We start from the raw sequence: 21888 nt of genomic DNA on the forward strand, positions 1-21888 counted from the left end.
TCGTGAAGAATTTTTGAAGCCTTGGAGAAAATTTAGATTTTATTTTTAGGTTTTGAATCCGTGAAACAGGATTTAAAAATTCCTCATTTCAACTTGAATTTTTGGTTCGTTTTGTTTCAAGACAAAATGAATGTAAAGAAAAAATAATAGATTCCGCATCAAGTGCGGAATGATAAAATAAAAAACATGAGTGACCCATACGTTAAAATAGATATAGAAAACGAAGTAGCATACATAGAATTCTTCCATCCTGCACATAATTCCTTACCAGGAGATGTATTAGCAAAATTAGCGCAAACCATTACAGATGCAGGAACAAATGATGCGATTAAAGTCATTGTTTTAAAAAGTGGAGGCGACCGAACATTTTGCGCAGGAGCAAGTTTTAAAGAACTCATAAATATCAATGATGCTGCAACAGGAAAAGTTTTCTTTTCAGGTTTTGCTAATGTAATCAACGCGATGCGTAAATGTCCTAAATTTATTATTGGTCGTATCCAAGGAAAAACCGTTGGAGGAGGTGTTGGACTGGCAGCTGCAACCGATTATTGTATGGCTTCAAAATTTGCAGCTATTAAGTTAAGTGAATTAAATATTGGTATTGGACCATTTGTAGTTGGACCAGCAATAGAACGTAAAATGGGATTAAGTGCCATGTCGCAAATTGCAATAGATGCAAACACATTTTATCCCGCAGAATGGGCAAAGCAAAAAGGATTATTCACGCAAGTATACGAAAGCACAGAGGAGTTAGACGAAGCTGTAAAAACAACAGCAGAGCACTTATGTACTTACAATACAGAAGCTATGTTGGAGATGAAAAAAGTATTTTGGACAGGAACAGATAATTGGGATGCATTATTAGCAGAACGTGCAGCAACTAGCGGAAAACTAGTGTTAAGCGATTTTACAAAAGAAAAATTAAAAGGATTTAAATAGAACTCTCATTCAGAGCGAAAGCGAAGAATCTCATATGAGATTGCCACGTCCTTCGCCCTCGCAATGACATAATTAAAAAATATGATTTACAGTTTTAAAGGCTATACACCAGTTGTTCACGAATCTAGTTTCGTGCATCCATTGGCTGCAGTAACAGGAAATGTCATTATTGGCAAAAACTGTTACATTGGTCCAGGAGCAGCCATTCGTGGAGATTGGGGACAAATCATTTTAGAAGATGGTGTAAACGTCCAAGAAAACTGTACAATACACATGTTTCCAGGTAAGTCCATTACGCTTAAAGAAAGCGCACATGTTGGTCATGGAGCAATAATCCATGGAGCAAATTTGGGTAGAAATTGCCTAATTGGAATGAACACCGTAATTATGGATGATGCCGAAATTGGGGACGAATCAATAGTAGGAGCCATGGCATTTGTAAAAGCTGAAACTAAAATTCCTAACCGAAGTCTGGTCGTTGGTAATCCTGCAAAAGTCATCAAGCAAGTTAGTGATGAGATGATCGCTTGGAAAACAAAAGGCACGCAATTATATCAGCAATTACCAGCAGATTGCCACGAGAGTTTAAAACCTGTCGAGCCATTACGAGAAGTGCCAGAAAACATGAAAATGCAAGATGGAGCATATGATACGCTTCGCGATTTTTTAAAGAAATAGTTGGGCGTTACCACAAGGGTCGCGCTTTCACTACTCGCTCTTTTAGCGAAAAGCAAAAAGGAGCTCAAGCATACCGTTCAATCGCTAACGCAGATTGTGAGGTGTCAAATAAAATAGAATAAACTAACAAACGCTAGTTAATGCGTTTTGTCATTCTGCAGTCGATGCAGAATCTATAATATACAAGAAAAAAGACCATGTCTAAATTCGAATTAAAAATGCCCAAAATGGGTGAAAGCATAACAGAAGGAACCATTATTAATTGGTTAATAGCAGAAGGGGATTCTTTTGACGAAGGAGATATTATTCTGGAAGTCGCAACAGATAAAGTAGATAATGAAGTGCCTGCACCAGCAGCAGGAACTTTAGTAAAAACTATGTTTCAAGCTAAAGATGTTGTACCTGTTGGAGCAATAATGGCAATCTTGGATGTTTCCGAAGAAATTAATTCTTCAAACAAGAAGAATGTCATTCAGAGCGATAGCGAAGAATCTCAGAAGAATAATAAGAAAGAAATAAAAAAGAAACGTACTGTCATTCCTAGCGTGGTCGAGAAATCTTCATCTAAATCGTTTTCAGTAAACAATACAAACACCTTCTTTTCTCCATTAGTAATCAAAATAGCAAAAGAACATCATATTAGTTTTGAAGAATTAGCACGAATTCCTGCAACAGGAAACGAAGGCAGATTACGTAAAAGCGATGTATTTCAATATATAGAAGAAGGACGACCATACAAGTTTGCACAACCAGTTGCAGAAAAAGATCCAACAGCTTATAGAATTCCGCAGTTAAATTTCGATAAAGGAAAAGGAAAAGTCATAGAAATGGACAGGATGCGTCAAATGATTGCAGATCATATGGTGTATTCTAAACACACATCACCACACGTGACTGCGTATGTAGAAGCAGACATGACCAATATGGTGAATTGGCGAAATGCTAATAAAGTGCCATTTCAAGAAAAGCATGGACAACGTTTAACGTTCACACCATTATTTGTAGAAGCAGTAGCTAAAGCAGTGAAAGATTTTCCTAATATCAATGCATCCGTAGATGGTAACAATATTATTGTAAAAGAAGACATCAATATTGGTATGGCAACCGCATTACCAAGCGGAAACTTAATAGTTCCTGTAGTTAAAAATGCAGATACTAAAAATTTAATAGAGATTGCTAGTATTGTAAATGGTCTAGCAGGAAAAGCTAGAGAAAACAATTTAGTAGGCGAAGATATTAAAGGAAGCACATTTACGATTTCTAACGTAGGAACTTTTGGAAGCGTTATGGGAACACCAATAATCAACCAGCCAGAGGTTGCTATTTTAGCATTAGGAATCATAAAGAAAAGACCAGAAGTTATTACTACTGAAAAAGGTGATGAAATTGCAATACGTAGTATGATGTATTTATCGCTTTCTTTTGATCATAGAGTAGTAGATGGTTTTTTAGGAGGAAGCTTTGTGCGACGAGTAGCAGACTATTTTGAGCAATTTGATGTAGATAGAGAAATATAATTGAATTGTCATTGCGAGGAGAGAAACGACGTGGCAATCTCATACGAGATTCTTCGCTTTGCTCTGAATGACAAACAGAATAAATAAAAAGATACCTGCTTTCGCAGGCATTTGATATGAAAAAAGATATACTAAAAAAAGGATTTTCAAAACTCTGCACAGCCAAAGCAATGGCAGAATTATACGAAGCTAATTTTAAACAAGTTTCAAAATATGTACATGCAACCTCAAGAGGTCATGAAGCTATTCAAATAGCTTTAGGTTTACAATTATTACCTCAAGATTATGCATTTCCATATTACAGAGACGATGCTATGCTGTTATCGTTCGGTTTAGAGCCTTACGATTTAATGTTGCAATTGTTGGCTAAAAAAGACGATCCGTTTTCTGGAGGAAGAACGTATTATGCACATCCTAGTTTAAGGGATGATGATAAGCCAAAAATCCCACATCAATCTTCAGCAACAGGAATGCAAACCATTCCAGCGACAGGAGTTGCAATGGGAATGCAGTATAAAGAATTACAAGGTTTAGACGATAAAACACTTAAAGATTTACCATTTGTGGTATGTTCTTTAGGTGATGCCTCAGTAACCGAAGGTGAAATAGCAGAAGCTTTCCAAATGGCAGCTTTAAAGCAAATGCCAATTTTGTATTTAGTACAAGATAACGGTTGGGATATTAGTGCAAATGCAGCAGAAACTAGAGCGCAAAATGCTTTTGAATATGCTCAAGGATTTAAAGGATTAGACGCAATTTCTATTGATGGAGCAAATTTTACAGAAAGCTACGAAGCATTAGAAAAAGTAATAGAAACTATTCGTACTGAAAGAAGACCGTTTTTGGTACACGCAAAAGTACCTTTATTAAATCATCATACTTCTGGTGTAAGAATGGAATGGTATCGTGATGATTTGGAAGAAGCACGTTCTAGAGATCCTTATCCGGTAATAAAACAACAATTATTAGACAACGGATTTACTTCCGAAGAAATTGAAGAAATAGAGAACTCCGCGAAAACGAAAGTACAATCCGATTTTGAAAAAGCGTTATTAGCCGAAGACCCAAAACCTGAAGATTTATTTACAAACGATTTTGTGCCAACTCCAATAACAGAAGAAAAAGGAACTCGTTCGCCAGAAGGTGCAGATAAAGTAGTGATGGTAGATTGTGCTTTATTCGCAGTTGAAGAACTGATGAAAAAGCATAAAGAATGTTTACTTTACGGACAAGATGTAGGAGGAAGACTTGGTGGTGTTTTTAGAGAAGCTGCAACCTTAGCCCAAAAATTTGGAGACGATCGCGTTTTTAATACACCAATACAAGAAGCCTTTATTGTAGGTTCTACAGTAGGTATGAGTGCAGTTGGATTAAAACCAATTGTTGAGGTGCAATTTGCCGATTATATTTGGCCTGGCTTAAATCAGTTATTTACAGAAGTAAGTAGAAGTTGCTATTTGTCTAACGGAAAATGGCCTGTAAGCATGATTCTTCGTGTGCCAATTGGTGCTTATGGAAGTGGTGGGCCTTATCATTCTTCTTCAGTAGAAAGTGTGATTACCAATATTCGTGGTATTAAAATAGCGTATCCAAGTAATGGAGCTGATTTAAAAGGTTTAATGAAAGCAGCCTATTATGATCCAAATCCTGTTGTAATTTTAGAACACAAAGGTTTGTATTGGTCTAAGGTGAAAGGAACGCAAGGCGCAACATCTGTTGAGCCTAGTGAAGATTATGTACTGCCTTTTGGAAAAGCATGGGTTTTACAAGAAATTTGGAAACAAGAAAATGTAGAAACATTAACTATTGTTACTTACGGAATGGGAGTGCATTGGGCAATGAATGCATCTGAAGAATTAGGAATGCAAGATCAAATTGAAGTCATAGATTTACGTACCTTATTTCCTTTAGATGAAGACACCATTATGAAATCGGTTAAGAAAACAGGAAAGTGTTTAGTGGTTACAGAAGAGCCTTCAAACAATAGTTTCGCAAGAGCATTATCTGGAAAAATACAGGAAGAATGCTTCAAATTCCTAGATGCACCAGTTATGACCATTGGTAGTGAGAATATGCCTGCAATACCGTTAAATTCTATTTTAGAAGAAACTATGATTCCTTCTTCGGAAAAGGTTAAAGATAAGATTGAAATGTTGTTGAGTTATTAAAAACGATAAATTTTTAATTTAATTATTTGAATTTTGTATATTGAACCTTTAATTTATTAAACTATAACCATGAAAAAACTTTTAATATTAAGCGTTGCATGTTTTCTGTTTGCAGGAAGCCAATTGTCTTTTGCTCAAACAAAAACAAAGACTCCTGTAGTGTCTTCTAGTGCAACAATTCAAAATTCTCCAAAGGAGAAGACAATGCAAATTGTTAATATGCTAGAGAGAACTAACAAGTTAAATGAAGGACAAAAGAAAGATGTATATCAAATATATTATTCTTTAGAGAGAAAGATGAAAGGAGTTGATGCTATTAAAGATGCTTCTGAAAAGAATGCTAAGAGAGCTAAAATGCAAGAATATATTAATAGTAAATTGAAAGATGTTCTAAATGAAGAGCAATATGACATATATTTAAAAAATACAGTAGCGAAGTAATTTGCGACAGCTTTAAATTTAAAAAGACCATAATAAATTAATTTATTATGGTCTTTTTTTTTATATTTTATATTCTGAAAGTGGCTTTGTGAATTTTTCAGGATCTGCTGCTAAATGATAGCGTGGATCATCAATAGCCTCGACAATAACTTCTTTAAACTTAGGGCTTGCCTTGTACATTAATATCTTGCAATCTTCACTCAGATGCTTTAGTCTTATGGTTTTGCCTTCTGCTTCATATTTGTTTACCAAATTATAGATTGCTTCTAAAGCTGAATGATCACTCACTCGTGATTCTACAAAGTCTATTTCTACATTTTGAGGATCATTCTTAACATCAAATTTGCTATTGAAATTTTGAATTGAGCCAAAGAATAATGGTCCCCATATTTCGTAAATTTTTGTACCATCTTCTTTTATGCGTTTTCGTGCTCTAATCATTATTGCATTTTTCCAAGCAAATACTAAAGCAGATACGATGACACCAATAAAAACAGCAATTGCGAGGTCAAATATTACTGTAACAGCAGATACAATTACAAGAACTACTGCATCTGAAAGCGGTATTTTTCTAATAATTCTAAAACTAGACCATGCAAATGTCTCTATAACCATCATAAACATAACTCCTACTAAAGCAGCGATAGGGACTTGTTCAATATATTCATCTGTAAATAGGATAAAAGTTAATAAGGTTAATGCCATCATAATTCCAGATAAACGTCCTCTACCACCAGCATTAATATTAATAACAGTTTGACCAATCATACCACAACCACCTGTTCCTCCAAATAAACCACTCACAATATTTCCAGCACCTTGAGCAACACACTCTCTGTTTCCGTCACCTCGTGTTTCTGTTAGTTCATCTACGAGATTCATAGTCATTAAAGATTCAATAAGTCCTACTGAAGCTGCCAAAAATGCATATGGAAGAATGAATTTAAGCGTATTTAAATTGAAAGGTAAATTTTGCCAAAGTTCAGCGTTAGGAGTAGGGAACTCGCCTTTTAGACCATCTCCACCACCTTCAATAATATAAGATCCAACAGTACTTACATCTAAATTTCCAAAAACAACAATACCAGTTGTAACCAGAATAGCGGTTAATGCAGCTGGAACTTTTTTAGTTACTTTGGGTAGTAACCAAATAATAGCCATAGTAAGTCCAACCAATGCAAGCATTACATATAATTCAGACCCACGCATAGGGATATCAATATATTTCTTTAAGCCATCAACTCCTATTTCCAATTCTTTATGAGAGAACATACGAACTTGAGCCATAAAAATGACAATTGCCAATCCATTTACAAATCCCATCATAACCGAGTGTGGAATTAAACGTACAAAACGACCTAATTTTAATACACCAGCTCCTACTTGAATGACTCCCATTAATATTACTGCAGCTAATAAATAAAAATAGCCCATGTTGTCAACAGGAATATCAAATAAAAGTCCTTTAGAGTGACCTTCTGAAATAAGATTAACAAAAATAACAGCTACAGCACCTGCAGCTCCAGAAATTAATCCAGGACGTCCTCCAAACACAGCTGTTATTAGCCCAACAATAAAAGCTCCAGATAATGCGACTAAAGGATCTATTTGTGCTACAAAAGCAAAAGCGACAACCTCAGGAATCATTGCTAATGATACAGTGATACCTGCAAGAATGTCATTCTTTGGGTTTTGAGTAAATTTTTTGATCATTTTTTGACCTAATATCATAATAAGCGTCTCTTAAAAGTCGGCAAAGATAGGCTTTTTGAAATGAAGCACAAATAGAGAGCGTTTAACACAAAAAAAGCATCACCTTTTTTAAGATGATGCTTCGTTTATTTTATTTCAGAAAAAAATGTTATTCTTCAAATACTGGAGGATATTTTTTCATAATTTTAGAGACAAACTCATTTATTTTGGCTTCTTTTTTCTCTACACTTCTACTACTTAAAAGTCCGGTTCCCATACCTTGCCAAATCAATTCTTTTTTATTAGCATCAATAAGGTCTACGTAAAGAGTTCCTTCTGTTCTTGTTGTAACTGAGGTGTTGTTATAATTGTTCCAATACCAAGGATTCCATCCCCAACCATAACCGTAAGATCCATAGCCATTGTTGTAAATATTAACACGTTCTCTAGATTTAGTAAAAATACTAACTAATAAATCTGGGTTTTCAGATTTTGTAAAGCCTTTAGCTAAAAGTTCAGCTTCAACAGCACGTAGAATTCTACGTTTATCAAGATCACTAATTTCTGCTTTATCAATACCTGTTTTGAAAAAGGCAAAGGTTTTGTAATTAGCAAAATTTGCTTCTTTATCATAATCTGCAGCAACTTGTACAGAGCTGCATGATGTTATCGCGAGAGTCACAATCAAAATAGGAAGTAATTTTAATATTCTTTTACTCACATCACTTATATTTTTTAAGTGTTCGTGAACATTTCTTAAATGTTTCATATCTTTTGTATTTGAGTTATTATAATGATTCCAATAATTTTTCATCAACGATGTTAGGAAGTGTTACCTTTAAATTTGGTTCATTTTCCATGGCACGTTTGATGGCAAAAATCGCTTCTTCATTTCTTGCCCAACTTCGTCTTGAGATTCCGTTATTGACATCCCAAAAGAGCATTGATTTTAAGCGTTTTTCTGCTTCTATACTACCATCAAGAACCATACCAAAACCACCGTTTATGACTTCGCCCCAACCAACACCTCCACCATTGTGAATGCTAACCCAAGTGGCTCCTCTAAAACTATCTCCAATAACATTTTGAATTGCCATGTCTGCTGTAAAACGAGAGCCATCATATATATTGCTGGTTTCACGATAAGGAGAATCTGTTCCTGAGACGTCATGATGATCTCTTCCTAGGATGACAGTCTCTATCTCACCATTTTTAATTGCGTTATTGAACGCTTCAGCAATTTTCATTCGTCCTTCAGCATCAGCGTATAGAATTCTTGCTTGAGAACCGACTACTAATTTGTTTTCTTGAGCGCCTTTAATCCATTGGATGTTGTCAGCCATTTGTTGTTGGATCTCTTCAGGAGAATTCTTTTTGATTTCTTCAAGAACAGCACAAGCAATAGCATCTGTCTTTGCTAAATCTTCTGGTTTACCTGAAGCACAAACCCATCTAAACGGACCAAAACCATAATCAAAACACATAGGACCCATTATATCTTGAACGTATGAAGGGTATTTGAAATCTATTCCGTTTTCTGCCATAATATCTGCTCCAGCTCGAGAAGCTTCTAAAAGGAACGCATTTCCGTAGTCAAAAAAATAGGTTCCTTTAGCAGTATGCTTATTAATAGCTTTCGTATGACGACGCAATGTTTCTTGAACTTTTTCTTTAAAAAGAACAGGATTGTTAGCCATCATATCATTAGCATCTTCAAAAGATATATCTACTGGATAATAACCTCCAGCCCAAGGATTATGAAGTGAAGTTTGGTCACTTCCTAAATCAATATGAATATTTGATTCATCAAATTTTTCCCAGACATCTACGATATTTCCTAAGTATGCAATTGATATAGTTTCTTTTTTTGCTTTAGCTTTGTTTACTCTCTCAACTAACTGATTTAAATCTGTGATTTTTTCATTAATCCAACCTTGATCTAATCGTAATTGAGTGATTTTAGGATTTACTTCTGCACAAACGGTAATACAGCCTGCAATATTTCCAGCTTTTGGTTGTGCTCCAGACATTCCGCCAAGTCCAGATGTCACAAATAAATTGCCTTTAGGCTCTTTTTTGATTTTTCTGAAACCATTTAAAACTGTAATTGTGGTTCCGTGAACTATGCCTTGAGGACCAATGTACATAAAGCTTCCAGCTGTCATTTGACCATATTGAGTAACACCTAGCGCATTGAATTTTTCCCAATCATCAGGTTTTGAGTAGTTAGGGATCATCATTCCGTTGGTTACTACAACTCTTGGCGCTCCTTTATGACTTGGAAATAATCCCATTGGATGACCAGAATACATGGCAAGTGTTTGTTCATCATTCATTTCACAAAGGTATTTCATTGTCAATCTGTATTGTGCCCAATTAGAAAACACACCTCCATTTCCTCCATAAGTGATGAGCTCATGCGGATGTTGTGCCACAGCATGATCCAAATTATTCTGGATCATTAACATTATTGCTGCTGCTTGTTTTGACTTGGCAGGATATTCTTCAATTGGTCGTGCATACATTTTATAGTCTGGACGTAAACGATACATGTAAATTCTTCCGTAGGTGTTTAATTCATTTTTAAATTCTGGAAGTAAGGTCTCGTGATGTGCTTTGTCAAAATAGCGAAGTGCATTTTTTAATGATAATTTTTGTTCTTCCGAAGAAAGAATAGCTTTACGCTTAGGTGCATGATTTATAGATGAATCATACGGTTTAGGTTCAGGTAAAACGCTTGGGATTCCTTCTTTTATTTGATATTGAAATGATATTTTATTCGTTGGCATTACTTTTTTTTTAAAGTGTTTTTGTCAAATCCATATGGGCAATGTCTACAGCCACTTTCACAACAATAGCCTCTTCTTAAAAGATATTGCTCTGTAAAACAACGATAGCCTTCTGGTGTTAAATAGAAATCTCCGTCTTCTAAAGGGATTATTTTCTTCATATATTACAAAGTTACGTAAATTGGAAAGATTTTTGAGTAGTGTTTAATATGGTAATAATTTCAAAATTTTTGGTTCCTAGAGGATACATAGGTATCACTATTTTTCCGTTTATTTTTCTGAAATATTATAACTTGAAATCAAATGCTGTTTTAATGAATCATGAGAAGATTCATTTGAGACAGCAATTAGAATTGTTAGTGATTCCTTTTTATGTTTTTTATGTTGTTGAGTTTTCAATACGCTTAATACAATACAAGAAATGGTATTTGGCATATCAAAATATTTCTTTTGAACGTGAAGCGTTTACAAAAGAAAAAGACCTTAATTATTTAAAATCAAGGTCTTTTTGGAGTTTTAGAAATTATTTTTAAATATTATTTCAATATTACTTTTTGAGTTTTTTGAAGTCCGTTGACTAAAGTGACTTTGACAATATAAGTACCTGATGCATTATTTATGTCATTAATTATAACTTCAGATTTAAGACTGTTTTTACGTTCTATTAGTACTCTTCCTAATAAATCGTAAACGACGATATCTTTTATAACATTTTTGTTTGATGTTATTTTGATATATTCATTTTTAGGAGCAGAAATACTTAAATCTTTAATTTTATTAAATTCTTCAGTACTTAGAGTGTCATCTGTATAACGTAATATAAAACGGTTTTCTATTGCGCCACTATCAGTATTAAAACTATAAGGTTGGTTACGTAAATTATGAATAATATTTAATTCTAAATCTTCTAAGTAAATGTTTTGATTCTCATCTTCAAATAAACCATCTACACTGTGTATGGCAATGGTGTAATTTCCTGCATCAGGAAAAACAGCTCCAACAGGTACTTGGTCATTTACATTAAAAGGTAATGGACGTCCTTGGATAAGCATGCGTTCATCATTAATTAGAGAAAATAAATTCATGGCATTGTTTTCTAATCCATAAGCATCAAACATACGATCTTTAGCAAGTGTAGCTCCTTCAATATAACCAACTAAACTCGTAGCTGTTTCATTGGAAGGTGAAATAATGCTTAACCAAATTCTATGTCTTTCTAATTCGTTATTGGTAGTTCTTAACTGTTGAGTTCTGTAAAATTCGCTATTATCATATAATTTATGACGCATAGAATTATCAAAATTCACATCTGTATCTGCTGCTCCGTGATTCATCATGACAAAGAATCCTTGACCTGAAGCGATATAACCACCAAATGTGCCAGCGCCAGATGAAGCACCAGATGAATTATAAGTTAAGTAGTCATTTACACTATAATTTAAACCAAAATCTTCGTAAAATGGATCAAGATTAGATGTGCCTATTTGCGTACCATGTGTCCAAATATGAACAGCCCCTTCAATGTTTGTATTGGCAGCTAGGAAATCCTGGGCATCTATTGCAGATGGATAAGGGTTTCCTATAAGGTTCCAGTTATCATCATTTCTAGTAACTGTAGTACTAGATGGTCCAGTATAATCAAAACCATTATATGTACCACTAGAAATAGGCATGTTAATATTTCCATTGTTAAAAATACCTCTAAAAATAGAATTCACAGCAGTATCTGCAGAAGTATCACTACTGTTTGTGCCAGCACGCACAATATATCCTTTACCAAGTGTCATATTTCCAGAGGCAGATGTCCAATCTCCAAATCCTCCTGGAGCATTAGCTGCTACTGTTGGAATCCATTGATACTTGTAGGGAGAACTAGGAGAAATACTTGAGAGATTAAAAGCATTAACAGGTGAAGACCAATATATGTAATCTGTATCTCTTACATTAGCAGAATTTCTTTTAACATCACCAGTACCTGTATTAGTTACATTATCAACTTGAATCAAGCTTGCTCCATTTTCAATCTCAAAATTACCACCTGGTTTAATGTCTGAGAAGTTTACAATAGTTAGTGAACCATTAGGTTCTATATTTAAACTTCCTCCGTTTTGTATCGTTACATTAAGAGCATCACCATCTGTTGTTCCATTAATATTACTTGTATAAGTATCAGGTATGATTACACAGTTTTCAGGGGTAGGTACAACTGCTGGTTTCCAGTTATTAGAATCATTCCAATCATCAGTTGCTCCTGTAAAATATCTGGTTCTGTTTTCTAACGAAACACTACCTGATGCAGAACAGCCATTTGCTAAAGTAACAGTAGCAGAGAACGACCATACTATTGAAGATTGTAAATCAGCAACTGTTGGAACTACATAAATAGTAGAAATAGGTATACCAGTATATGGTACTGTGCCTGCAGGATCTATGAATACATTAAGGGTTGAACCTGTAGACCATGTTGCTAATGGGCTTACTGTACTATTTCCATATAGTACTACATTGTCTATTGCAACACCATCTCCCCAATCTGAATAATAATAAACTCTAACTCTTAAATTAGTTTCTCCAGCGTAGGCTGATAAATCATATGTCAAATGGTCAAAACGTGTTCCATAGCCAACGTCATCAGTAATATTATCAATAATACTCCAAGAAGTGCCACCATTAGTAGATACTTCAATATTAACATTTTCATCAACTGTTAAATTATATCTTGAAAAGTACATGTCTAATTCTAATGTTAAATTGAGATATGAAGAAGCATCTAAAACTGCTGAAACTAGCTCATTTTCTGTAGGTATAGCAGCAGAATCGGCATTAGACATAACAAATTTATCTGCACCAAAACCTGAAGATATCGCAGGAAACCAAACGTTTTCAGATGGTATAAAAGCACTAGTACGTTGCTGCCATTGTGAAATGCCATCATAAGGGGCTCCATTGGATGTTATGTTATTTCCGGTAAAACTTCCTAAACCAGCACCTTCGAAATCTTCATCAATAAGATAATCGATTTGCGTATTTGAACTGGCTTCAATTTCAATTGGAGGGCTATCTTCTCCGCAAATTATAGGTATTGTTGGGGTGAATTCTAGAGTTGCAGGAGCATTTAAAAAGGCTATTATGCGTTCGCGTTCGTAAGACCAGCAACCATTATACGCTTCAACCCAAAAAACAGTTGTTGCAGTAATATTTGGTGTTGTCCAATCACCTGTTGTAGTCGTGTCTAGTAATGTGCCACCAGTTTCACTATCGTACCACCTAAATGACGAGACACCAGCACTACCTGTAACGCTTAAGTCTACTGTTTCATCTGTACCACAAGCTTCACCATTTGTTATGCTTGTAATTTGTGCATCACATCTGGGTAAAACGGTAAATAGATAATCCTCTGCTTCACCATATTCAGTATATGCACCATTTGTGTCAAAAGTTTCACAAGCATCAAAATCATATCCAGAATATTCAGCGGGTCTGTAACTATTGTAAAAACGAATACGTAATCTGTAATCTCCCAAAGCCTGTGTGCTTGGTACTACATATCCAAATGTTGTTGAGGTTGTACCAATTCCGCCTGAGTCATATACTTCTTCGCTATTGTCAAAAGTTCCATCTATATCCCAATCAACCCAAGCTTTAAAATGTCCTCTTGCATCTCCTTCAACATAAACATTTATTCCTTCACCTTGTTGTTGTGTTGATTTTGTCAAAGCAGTCCAATCTTGATAACCAGGTGTGGTTGTTGACCAACCATTACTAAAGTTCGAAACATCATTTAATGTACCAATGAATTCAACACCATCTATGTATCTTGTATTTGCTGAATTAGTTGTACTTGGTGTACAATAACTAACCGATGTTGTTGCGTTATTGGTTAAGGGACTAGTGGATAAATAATTCGGAGAACAAGCTGAATTATTATAAGCAAAAACAAAGAAATAGTACGTTGTGTTGCCTGATAAGCCTGATACAGAGAAATTTGTGTTTCCATCATTGTCTGCTACAGTATTTCCAGCACCTACTGTATCACCAATAATGTATGTTGTGCCATCTATAGGATTAGGTGTAGTATTTGTGGTATTATAAACCACTAAGTAACTATCAGGTGCTGGTGAAGCAGCTGTGAAGTTACCCGTAATAGTAGTTCCTGAGACATCTAATGTCAATGCTGTTGGTTGTGTTAATGGTTGAGAACATGGAAATGATTCAGTTACGATTAATGTGTAATCTTCAGCTTCTCCTCTTTCATTTGTCCCGCAAGATGAAGGGTCATTGTAGAAGTTTCTAATTCTCATTCTATGATCGCCTAAAGAAGCAGTTATTGGGACATTAAAAGTGCCAATATGGATAAAACTTCTTGTACTAGGATTAATTACTAATTCACCTGCATCATCAAAATCTCCATCATTATTCCAATCAACCCAAATGAAAAATCTATAGGCGAAGCCACTTAATGTTGCAGAAAAGTTTATAGCTCCTCCTTGAATTTGCGAAACACTATAAGTGCTAGAGAAATTGCCATAACCATCAGTGGAATATCCAGTATTATTATTAGTCAGTATATTTGTTCCTATTGCTGTAAAATCGTCAATATATCTATTTGTTGTATCATTTCCTGATGGTATACAATAACTAACTAATGTAGTTGTATAATTGGTTAAAGGGCTAGTGGATAAATAATTTGGAGAACAAGCTGAATTGTTATATGAAAAAACAAAGAAATAATAGGTAGTGCCACCTGATAAACCAGATACTGAGAAATTTGTATTTCCGTCAGTGTCAGCTACAGTATTTCCAGCACCTATTGTATCGCCAATGGTATATGCTGTGCCATCTATTGGGTTGGGTGTTGTATTAGTGGTGTTATATACCACTAAGTAGCTATCAGGTGCAGGAGAGGCAGCTGTAAAACTGCCTGTAATAGTTGCATCTGAAGGATTTAATATTAAAGCTGTTGGCTGTGCTGTTGGCTGAGAACATGGTGATGATGAAGTTACAGTTAATGTGTAATCTTCAGCTTCGCCTCTTTCATTTGTCCCGCAAGATGAAGGGTCATTGTAGAAGTTTCTAATTCTCATTCTATGATCGCCTAAAGAAGCAGTTATTGGAACATTAAAGGTTCCAGTATGAACAAAATCTCTTGTACTAGGATTAATTACTAATTCACCTGCATCATCAAAATCTCCATCATTATTCCAATCGACCCAAATGAAAAATCTATAGGCGAATCCACTTAATGTTGCAGAAAAGTTTATGGCTCCTCCTTGGTTTTGTGAAACGCTATGTGTACTAGAAAAATTGCCATAACCACCACCAGAATATCCAGTATTATTATTGATTAATATTCCTGTTCCTGTTGCTGTAAAATCATCAATATATCTATTTGTTGTATTATTTCCTGATGGTATACAATACGCTGGTGTTCCTGGAGTTGTTGAGCAGGTCGTGCTTAAATTAAAACCTCCACAATTATTTGAAAAATCTGATTCAAACTGTATGGTAAGTGATCCACTAATAGAAGTAATAGTAGGGAGTACAAAAGTTTCACAAGAAATTCCTGTTCCATGTGCTGATCCACCCCATAACAAAGTTCCTCCCAAACCAACACCATCGTATATTGTTAAAAAGTCCCAGCCTGCTTCTGTTGTTATTGAGCCAGTAACTTGAGCATAATTACCTGGAGTAGGGTTAATGACAGAATAACCATCTGAATTATTTGCATAATTACCTCCACTTCCTCCGTTATCATACACTACAGTAGAACAGGTAGTCGTGATATTGTTACCCGAATTAGGAACGATAATTTGTCCAAAACTATTTGAGACCGAAAGAAATAGAATAAATAAGAATGTAAATCTAAATTTTACACATAAAACATGTGAAGACCTTTTTGAAAAGTACAGTTGTTTCATAATATTTGGGGCATTAATTGACTTTTATTTTAATTAATTATGCTAGTTATAGGTGACATAATTTTAATTAATAAACAAATATAAATAAAAAATACACTTAAACTAACAAAACGTACACTTTATCGATGAAATGCATGGTTAAAATACACTTTATCGATGAAATACGTATTTGGTAGTCGGTTTTGTTAAGGGACAATTAGCTTGTGATGTGAGATAAAAGTAGTTTCCTGTATCGGAATTGTTTTCTTAACATTAATTATGAAACGAAAACGCAACACTGCTTATTTACAAAGTTTTTTGATTTCAAGAGAAAGTATTAGTGTCATTATTTTTTTTCGTTAGTTTTTCTGAAATATTATAATCTGTGATAAAAAGCTACTTTAATGAATAATGAAAAAGTTTGTTTTAGTTGGTGATTAGGTCTAACAGTGATATTTGTTTTATATCGTAGAGTTTAATAAATAGTTGTAAATGGTCTTCAGGATCTCAATATGTTTCATTTATATGTGAAACATATGTATAAGAAAAAGACCTTAATTTTAAATAATTAAGATCTTTTAAGTGTTTGTTGAGTATTTAAAGTTATTTTTTTAATACTACTTTTTGAATTTTTTGCTTTCCGTTAGATAATTGAACTTTTACTATATATGTTCCATCAGATAATCTTGTTTCATTTAAAATGAACTCTGATTGATTGATGTCTTTAGTTGTAAAAATCACTCTGCCTACAATGTCATAAATAGCTATAGAATTGATGATTCCAATTTCCGAAGTAACTTTTATGTATTCACTTTTAGGAGCAGATATTGAAATACTATCATTATCATCTAATTGGTTTACGCCTAAAGCTTCGTTTGTATATCTCAAAATGAATCTATCATTATGTACGCCTGCTTCTATAGTAAAACTATAAGGAGATAGACGAATATCATGAATGATGTTTAATGCTGTATCTTCTATATAAATATTTTGATCTTCGTTACTAAAAAGACCATCTATAGTATTTATGGCTATGGTATGACTACCAGTTTCATTGGCTATAATGCCTAATGGAACAGTGTCCTCTTGGAGAAAAGGTAATGATCTACCTTGGATAGATAATGTTTCATTCTCTAAAACAGAATAGAAACCACTGTTATCACCACTACTAAAGTCATAGCCATCAAATAAACGATCAAAATTATTTGTTGCGTTTTGTACGTAACCGACCAATATGGTATTGGTAATGTTATTTGGTGACAGTAAATCTAACCAGATCCTGTGTCGTTCAATGGTGTTTTCGTTACTTTCAGTAGTATTCGTTCTATAGAAATTACTATTGTCATAATTAATGATGAGATCGTTAAGGGTATTGTCATACCTCATGCCATTATTAAAAGTAATATTTGATCCAGAGGTTGCGCCATGATTCATCATTACAAAGAACGCTTGTCCTGAGCCAATGAATAAATCACTTGTGCCTGGTGGATTAGAGCCTGTATTATTGTGTTCTATGTAATCATTACCGTCATAGTTATAAACATAATCTTCATAGAAAGGATCAATGGTTGCTGCAGAATATGTTGAATTATGAGGCCAAACATAAACCGTACCATTGATATTGGTGTTTAAGTTTGTAAATGCATTTGCTGATATTGCTGATGGATAAGGATTACCAAGAAGATTCCAGTTATCATCTTCATTTGTAGCTGTATTTCCAACGCCTGCATATGGTCCACCATTATAATTACCATGAAATATTGGTTTATTAATAATACCATTATTTGGTACTCCACTAAACAGTGCAGTATTGCTTGATATAGCATAAGCAGTTGCAGGTATCGTTGGTGGAGTTCCTCCAAGTCCTCTTACAATATAACCGGTACCATCTGTCATAGCACCAGAAGCGTTAAACCATTCACCATAATTACCTGCTCCATTTCCACCTACTGTTGGAGTCCAACCAAAAAGCTGACTAGAAGAGGGTGAAATATTGGTGACCTGAAAACTTGCTACTGGTGAAGACCAATAGATATACTCTGTACCCAATACAGCACTTTCATCAAAATTAGGTGAGCGTTGCATATGAATGTTGCCTGTGTTAACAGCGCTATCATCAACTTGAATTAAGCTAGAGCTACTTTTTAGATTTAAAATTCCTGTATTTTGTACAGTTACCCATTCTTGTACAATCAATTCTGTGTTAGTTCCAACCTCAAGATATGAATTAGGTAATAAAGTTAAATTTCTAGCTAATGCTGGTGAAGGGGGAAGTGGGATTAAGTTAACAATATCAGCTATTGGAGCATTACCATTGGAAACAGCAGTAGCTGGTACCACAACACAATCGCTACTATTAGGTACGCCTGTTGGAGTCCAGTTATTAGCGATGTACCAGTTGTCGTCCACAGATCCATTCCATGTTTTACTACCACCTGTTATTATAACTTCATCTGTAAGCGTGACAGTTGAGCCATCACATGTAGCATACGTTGATATAGCAGTATAAGTTCCAGCAGTAGTTGCGGTATATGTATTGGTTGTTGCATCAGGTGTTCCAGAAGTATCAGTTCCTATGTACCATTCTACACCTGTTAGTCTAGAATTACCACTAGGTACAAAGCGCCAAGCTTCATTAGTAACTTCCCAGTTGGTATCTAAACCGTTTCTGCATGGTGCAACAGCATATTGATTGTTTGGTCCCAATGGTGTAATATCTCCTTGTATACCAACTATGGCATTACCGTCGTTCCATGGAAAACTGTCACCATTTTCAATTCTTTTTTCTTCAACATATACTTCAATAATATTTGTAGTTTCGTATAATACCATCATACCAGAATATAACCTGGTAGGATCACTATACATTGGTACATCTTTCCACTCTGCAATAAATTTTCTACAACCTACAACCCCTTGGGTTCTTGTAGTAATAGCATTTGCAGGAAGCCCTCTAGGATCTATATCATGATATACGCCATATATTGCTTGTTCAAACAAAGCATCATCTGTACCTAAATCTGTACCAACATATGGAAGGTTATTCTCAAATGAATAACCACTAGATTCTCCTGGAGTTGGTGTAAATGATGTAGCATTAGCGTCATATTCAAAAGTCAAGATACTATTAGCTCCAATTAAACAATCGCTGTAAGATGAATCATAGAAGCAAAATGGAAACCCTAAGGCGGTAGGAGTATCTGCCCATAAATCATCGTCAGCAATAGGAGCATTATTAATTGTCGCTCCTAAGCTAGCTATATATGTATATGGTATCTTAACAACATCATAAGATGTTGTTTCATGCATTTGTGCATTGGTTGCTAATTCTATAGAGGTTATACTACAATCTATTATAAAGCCTGGGTTAGGATTATATGGTGTTATGGCAAAAGGATCTGTGCCTACCTCGTCAATAATCATTTCACAAGAATTAGGTGTGTTGTCTATAGGCGGAGTAACACAAGGCTCTGTGATACATATATTAAAAGAGCCAGTGTCAGAAGAGAAACTATCCCAGCTGTAAACTCTTATAAAATAGACGTTGCCTGCAATTAAACCTGTTAAATTAATGGTTTCTTCATCTGGATCCCACGCACCAGGATAGTTGTTATCTTCACAATCTAAACTTGTTAAAGATCCACAAGTACCAGAAAATACTTGTAGAACTAAATCATATATAGTACCTGAAGTTACTGTTACTGTATGCTCAGGGCCTGTTGCCACAAAAGAGTACCAAACGTCATCATCTGCAGTTCCTATACATCCAGCTTGGGATTGAGATGCATAATCTGTTGTACCAAGAGTGGTGTAGCATGAGGTATCAGAAGTTAAGGAAATAGCACCACTACAATCATCATTTGGAGGTGGTGTTGGTGTAAAAGCACAAATATCAAATGTACCATTGTTATCATTTCCATACTCCCAAACTCTAATAAATATCGTCTGTCCAGGTGTTAAACCAGTTCTGGTTATTGAGGACATAGCACCATTGTCACTGTCGTCATCATCACATTCTATTAAAGTTAGAGCACCACAAGTACCTGAGTAAAAAGCTATTCCAGAATCAGCTATCACACCTGTATCCGTATCTACAATTAATATTCCTGTTGCAGGTACTACTGCAGTGAACCAGACATCACCACCAGAATAAGAACCACAACCAGGAGCTGGAACACCTGTTGATGCTGTTGCATATTCATTGGTATATGTTGAAAAACTACAACTAGAGCTTACTGTTAAAGGTATGGCGTTACAAGGATCGTCATTTGTAGGAACTGTCGCTACAAGTGTTGTAAATGTAATTGGACCATCCCATGCACTAAAATTACCTGAGCCACAGTTGCTTCTAACAAAAACGTAATATGTTGTATTAGGTGCTAGGCCAGTAACGTTAGCAGTGGTTATTCCTGCGCCTGTATTTCCAGTGATATCACCAGCAGGAGTATTAGTTGCGTTATCTGGAGAGACTATATATTGGTAACCTCCTGTTGGAGCAGGTGTTGCTGCGGTCCAGTTAATGGTTGCGGTAGAAATTGCAATAGAAGTTGTGGCAGTTACCGTTGGTGTATTGCATGGAGAGAATGTCGTTGCACAAATATCAAATGTGCCATTGTTGTTATTACCATATTCCCATACTCTAATAAATATGGTCTGACCTGGTGTTAAACCAGCTGTAGTAATTGATGACATTGCGCCATTTAGACTGTCGTCGTCGTCACATTCTATTAGTGTTAAAGCTCCACAAGTGCCAGAATAAAAAGCCATCCCAGAATCTAACATCACTCCAGTGTTCATATCTACAATTAGTATTCCGTTGGCAGGAACTACAGCAGTAAACCAAACATCACCACCAACGTAAGATCCACAAACGGGAGCTGGAACACCAGTTGTTGCTGTTGCACTTGCATTTGTGTAAGTTGCAAAACTGCAGGTAGTATTAACTGCTAAGGGAGTTGCACTACAAGGATTGTCATTAACTGGAGCAGGAGGTGGTATGTCAGAAATTAAAGAAATATTATCAATAGCAATTGGTGGATTGCCTCCATCAGAACCATCATTGCGCCATTCAAAAATTAAACGAAATGTAGTACCTGCTAAATTAGTTGGTAATGTTATATTGAGATTAGTCCATGTAGGTTGTTCATTTAATTCTGCTAATATTATTCTATTGGCATTAGCGTTATTTAGAACTGTACCGTAATTAGGTAAGTTAGCAGCAGCATTATTATTTGGTACTTTCCAAACTCTTAAATAATCAAAGTTTGCCCAACCACCTTCTCCAACACCTATCCAATCAAAATTTAGTTGGATATCAGTTTCTCCAGCAGGTATAGTTATGGTTCTATAAATGTGGGTATTAGCTGTGACATTATTTGTGTAAGTATGAGGTGGAGGAGCTGTAGCAGTGTTATTAGTGACATAAGCAGCTCGAGTACCACTAAAACCAGCTGTTGCTCCAGTATTACAAACCCATTGATTTTGAGTTGGAGTACCAGTAGTAGCTGTCCATCCATTAGCAGCAAATGTAGCTCCATTTTCAAACCCACCATCTCCAGCTGGGTTAATAACAGTTGTTTGTGAATAACTTACAGAGTTAAATGTTAAACTCGTTACAATGATTAGTATTAATACTTGTAAATTATTTTTAGTATAAGTGAAGTTTAAGAGTAATTTTTTAATCATAATCTATATCTTTAAACACCCTAATTATAGTGCTGTTAGTGTTATTATAATAGTAGGTGCTATTAGGTATAGATTTGGTAAT

General features: G+C 35.1%; 12 protein-coding genes. 6 read left to right on the forward strand and 6 right to left on the reverse strand.

Annotated features, from left to right (window positions below):
* Positions 1-186 precede the first annotated feature (186 nt).
* From IM744_RS17975 to IM744_RS17995, 5 genes are all read left to right on the forward strand, one after another.
* Positions 187-939: an enoyl-CoA hydratase/isomerase family protein gene (locus IM744_RS17975; RefSeq protein ID WP_194509562.1), complete on the forward strand. Its 753-nt coding sequence runs from the start codon at positions 187-189 to the stop codon at positions 937-939.
* An 81-nt stretch (positions 940-1020) separates the two neighbouring features.
* Positions 1021-1617 (forward strand): acyltransferase, encoded by a 597-nt coding sequence (locus IM744_RS17980; protein WP_194509563.1) that lies wholly within the window; start codon positions 1021-1023, stop codon positions 1615-1617.
* A 197-nt stretch (positions 1618-1814) separates the two neighbouring features.
* Positions 1815-3134: a dihydrolipoamide acetyltransferase family protein gene (locus tag IM744_RS17985; RefSeq protein WP_194509564.1), complete on the forward strand. Its 1320-nt coding sequence runs from the start codon at positions 1815-1817 to the stop codon at positions 3132-3134.
* Between the two features lie 116 nt (positions 3135-3250).
* Positions 3251-5302, forward strand: coding sequence for an alpha-ketoacid dehydrogenase subunit alpha/beta (locus IM744_RS17990; RefSeq protein ID WP_194509565.1), 2052 nt, complete (start codon positions 3251-3253; stop codon positions 5300-5302).
* A 69-nt stretch (positions 5303-5371) separates the two neighbouring features.
* On the forward strand, positions 5372-5743 hold the full coding sequence (locus tag IM744_RS17995) for a hypothetical protein (RefSeq protein ID WP_194509566.1): 372 nt from the start codon (positions 5372-5374) through the stop codon (positions 5741-5743).
* Positions 5744-5803: 60 nt separating this feature from the next.
* Here IM744_RS17995 and IM744_RS18000 read toward each other — a convergent pair whose 3' ends face one another.
* The 4 genes from IM744_RS18000 to IM744_RS18015 all read right to left on the reverse strand — a co-directional run bounded on the left by IM744_RS18000 (position 5804) and on the right by IM744_RS18015 (position 10385).
* Positions 5804-7456, reverse strand: a complete 1653-nt coding sequence (locus IM744_RS18000) for a SulP family inorganic anion transporter (RefSeq protein WP_241738364.1) — start codon at positions 7454-7456, stop codon at positions 5804-5806.
* A 148-nt stretch (positions 7457-7604) separates the two neighbouring features.
* The gene (locus tag IM744_RS18005) at positions 7605-8204 is read right to left on the reverse strand and encodes a DUF4136 domain-containing protein (protein WP_194509568.1); all 600 of its coding nucleotides are present in this window, start codon (positions 8202-8204) and stop codon (positions 7605-7607) included.
* A 19-nt stretch (positions 8205-8223) separates the two neighbouring features.
* Positions 8224-10209 carry a urocanate hydratase gene (locus IM744_RS18010; protein WP_194509608.1) on the reverse strand — a complete coding sequence of 662 codons (1986 nt, stop codon included), beginning with the start codon at positions 10207-10209 and terminating at the stop codon, positions 8224-8226.
* 14 nt (positions 10210-10223) lie between these two features.
* Positions 10224-10385, reverse strand: a complete 162-nt coding sequence (locus IM744_RS18015) for a DUF5522 domain-containing protein (protein WP_194509569.1) — start codon at positions 10383-10385, stop codon at positions 10224-10226.
* Positions 10386-10538: 153 nt separating this feature from the next.
* On the opposite strand from IM744_RS18015, the gene IM744_RS18020 reads away from it, so the two are divergent.
* Positions 10539-10757, forward strand: a complete 219-nt coding sequence (locus IM744_RS18020) for a hypothetical protein (RefSeq protein ID WP_317175402.1) — start codon at positions 10539-10541, stop codon at positions 10755-10757.
* Positions 10758-10760: 3 nt separating this feature from the next.
* On the opposite strand, the gene IM744_RS18025 is transcribed toward IM744_RS18020, so the two are convergent.
* Together IM744_RS18025 and IM744_RS18030 are read right to left on the reverse strand one after the other, a co-directional pair.
* Complete coding sequence (locus tag IM744_RS18025) at positions 10761-16142, reverse strand: GEVED domain-containing protein (RefSeq protein WP_194509571.1); 5382 nt, start codon at positions 16140-16142, stop codon at positions 10761-10763.
* A gap of 582 nt (positions 16143-16724) precedes the next feature.
* Positions 16725-21806, reverse strand: coding sequence for a T9SS type A sorting domain-containing protein (locus IM744_RS18030; RefSeq protein ID WP_194509572.1), 5082 nt, complete (start codon positions 21804-21806; stop codon positions 16725-16727).
* Between the last annotated feature and the right edge of the window lie 82 nt (positions 21807-21888).

The sequence above is a fragment of the Psychroserpens luteus genome (genome assembly GCF_015319355.1).
Classification (GTDB): Bacteria; Bacteroidota; Bacteroidia; order Flavobacteriales; family Flavobacteriaceae; genus Psychroserpens; species Psychroserpens luteus.

What these genes read in the sequence shown, in the direction of transcription:
- IM744_RS18005 (WP_194509568.1), bottom strand. Translation starts at nt 8,204, where the DNA reads ATGAAACATTTAAGAAATGTTCACGAACACTTAAAAAATATAAGTGAT.
- IM744_RS18020 (WP_317175402.1), top strand. Translation starts at nt 10,539, where the DNA reads ATGAATCATGAGAAGATTCATTTGAGACAGCAATTAGAATTGTTAGTG.
- IM744_RS17995 (WP_194509566.1), top strand. Translation starts at nt 5,372, where the DNA reads ATGAAAAAACTTTTAATATTAAGCGTTGCATGTTTTCTGTTTGCAGGA.
- IM744_RS18030 (WP_194509572.1), bottom strand. Translation starts at nt 21,806, where the DNA reads ATGATTAAAAAATTACTCTTAAACTTCACTTATACTAAAAATAATTTA.
- IM744_RS17980 (WP_194509563.1), top strand. Translation starts at nt 1,021, where the DNA reads ATGATTTACAGTTTTAAAGGCTATACACCAGTTGTTCACGAATCTAGT.
- IM744_RS17990 (WP_194509565.1), top strand. Translation starts at nt 3,251, where the DNA reads ATGAAAAAAGATATACTAAAAAAAGGATTTTCAAAACTCTGCACAGCC.
- IM744_RS18015 (WP_194509569.1), bottom strand. Translation starts at nt 10,385, where the DNA reads ATGAAGAAAATAATCCCTTTAGAAGACGGAGATTTCTATTTAACACCA.
- IM744_RS17975 (WP_194509562.1), top strand. Translation starts at nt 187, where the DNA reads ATGAGTGACCCATACGTTAAAATAGATATAGAAAACGAAGTAGCATAC.
- IM744_RS18000 (WP_241738364.1), bottom strand. Translation starts at nt 7,456, where the DNA reads ATGATCAAAAAATTTACTCAAAACCCAAAGAATGACATTCTTGCAGGT.
- IM744_RS18025 (WP_194509571.1), bottom strand. Translation starts at nt 16,142, where the DNA reads ATGAAACAACTGTACTTTTCAAAAAGGTCTTCACATGTTTTATGTGTA.
- IM744_RS17985 (WP_194509564.1), top strand. Translation starts at nt 1,815, where the DNA reads ATGTCTAAATTCGAATTAAAAATGCCCAAAATGGGTGAAAGCATAACA.